General features: G+C 62.6%; 1 protein-coding gene. It reads right to left on the bottom strand.

Annotation, left to right across the window (positions count from 1 at the left end; all coding sequences use genetic code 11):
• A partial coding sequence (locus tag METTU_RS23745; RefSeq protein WP_169624959.1) for a non-ribosomal peptide synthetase occupies positions 1–2230 on the bottom strand: 2230 nt, incomplete at both ends.

Genomic DNA, 2230 nt, shown 5'->3' with positions numbered 1-2230 from the left:
TACGCAAATCGCGCAGGCGTCCGGCCAATTGCGCGACCGTCGGCGCTTCGAATAAGGCCCGGATCGGCAATTCCAAGGCAAAGGCCTCGCGCACCCGGCTGACCAAACGGGTCGCCAGCAGCGAATGCCCGCCCAGCGCAAAGAACGAATCGGCAACACTGACGCGATCCAATCCCAATACCTCGCCGAACAGCGCCGCCAGCAGCGTTTCTTCGGGCGATGACGGCGGAACAAACACCGCACCTCCGCGTTCCGGCGCAGGCAAGGCGCGCCGATCCAGCTTGCCGTTGGGTGTCAGCGGCAGAGCGTCCAAGGCCACAAAGGCCGAAGGCAGCATGTAATCCGGCAATTGCGCGGCCAACGCCGGGCGCAAGGTTTCGGCAGACGCATTGGACAAAGCAGACGGCACCCAATAAGCCACCAGCTGCAAACCGAGGCCGTCGTCGCGTGCGATGACAGCCGCCTGGGCCACGCCCGGCAACGCCAGCAACACCGCTTCGATCTCGCCCGGCTCGATACGGAAACCGCGAATCTTGACCTGGCTGTCGGCCCGGCCCAAAAACTCCAGGTTGCCGTCATCGCGCCAGCGCGCCAGGTCGCCGGAGCGATACATGCGTGCGCCAGCTATAGGTGAGAACGGATCGGCGACAAAGCGCTCGGCGGTCAGGGCCGGGCGGTTCAGGTAGCCGCGGGCCAGACCGGCCCCGGCGATGTACAGTTCACCGGCAACGCCGACCGGCACCGGTTCCAGGGCTTGATCTAGCAGGTAAATGCGGGTGTTCCAGATCGGCGCGCCGATCGGCGTCGTCGACCCGTTTAAAGCGTTGTCCTGTGCCGCATAATGCGCGACCTGGATCGTCGTCTCGGTCGGCCCGTATAAATTGACCACCTCAACCTGCCACTGCTCGGTCAAACGCCGGGTCAGCTCGGTCGATAGCGCTTCACCGCCGGAAAACACCTGGCGCAGCGCTTGCGGCTTTAGGTCATATTCGGAGAGGAACGAAGCCAGTAGCGACGGCACGAACTGGGCAACATGAATCTGCTGCCGGTCAAGCTGTTCAAACAGCAACTGGGCATCGTGGAGCTGCTGGGTCGAGATCAGCACCTGCGCAGCCCCAGACAGTAACGGCAGCCAAAGCTCCCAGACCGACGCATCGAAAGTGGGGGCGGTTCGGCCGAGAACCCGGTCTTGCGGGGCCACAGGGTAGGCATGTTGCATCCAGCGCATGTGGTTGACCAGCGCGTGATGGGCAATCAGCACCCCTTTCGGCTTTCCGGTCGAGCCGGAGGTAAAGATCACATAAGCCGGATGCAGCGGCGTTAGCGGAGCGAGTCGATCCGCATCGCTTGGATTATTTTCTTGTCTTTGCGCCAAGTCGGTTAGCTTGTCGAGCACTATGCGCGGACAATCCGCAGGTAGGTTGTCGGCCAGCGCTGCCGTCGTGATCACCCGTAACGGCGTTGCATCGTCCAGCATCGCTTCAATGCGCGCGGTCGGATGTTCGGGGTCGAGCGGCAGATAAGCCGCACCGCTTTTCAGGACCGCCAACAGCGAGACCACCAGCTCGAACGAACGGTCCAGATACAGGCCGATTAGCGATTCCGGGCCTGCCCCTTGCGCAATCAGCGCATGAGCGAGGCGGTTGGCGCGGGCGTTCAGTTCGCCATAGCTCAGTTCCTGATCGGCAAAGACCAGCGCGGTCGCGGCAGGATTGCTTGCTGCCTGGGCTTCGAACAATGCCGGCAAGGTGGCGTCGGGGATAGGCTGCGTTGTGGCGTTGAAGCCTTCCAGCAGCGCATGGCGTTCTTCGGGCGTCAGCAGCGCACATTGATACAGCGGCGCATCCGGTTCGGCCACGGCCTGCTCGATCAGGCGCAACCAGCGTTGGATTAAGAGCTCAATAGTTGAGGTATCGAACAAATCGCTGCTGAATTCCAGTTCGCCCCACAAGCCCAACGGTTCGCCGTCGGCATCGTATTGTTCGGCCAAACTGACCAACAGGTCGAACTTGGCGCCGGTGCGCGCCAACGGTTCCATCGCGACAGTGAGTCCCGGCAAGTCCATGCGCGGCCGGGCGGTGTTCTGCAAGGCCAGCATGACCTGGAATAACGGATGGCGGGCCATTGAGCGGGTCGGTTGCAAGGCATCGACCAACAGCTCGAACGGCAGATCCTGGTGCGCATAAGCGTCCAAATCGAACGCGCGCACCCGTTGCAAGACCGTCCGCAG

The organism is Methylobacter tundripaludum SV96, assembly GCF_000190755.2.
In the GTDB taxonomy this organism is placed as follows: domain Bacteria; phylum Pseudomonadota; class Gammaproteobacteria; order Methylococcales; family Methylomonadaceae; genus Methylobacter_A; species Methylobacter_A tundripaludum.
Note: the sequence above shows the minus strand (reverse complement) of the source record. Positions and strands in the feature narration are given on the sequence as shown.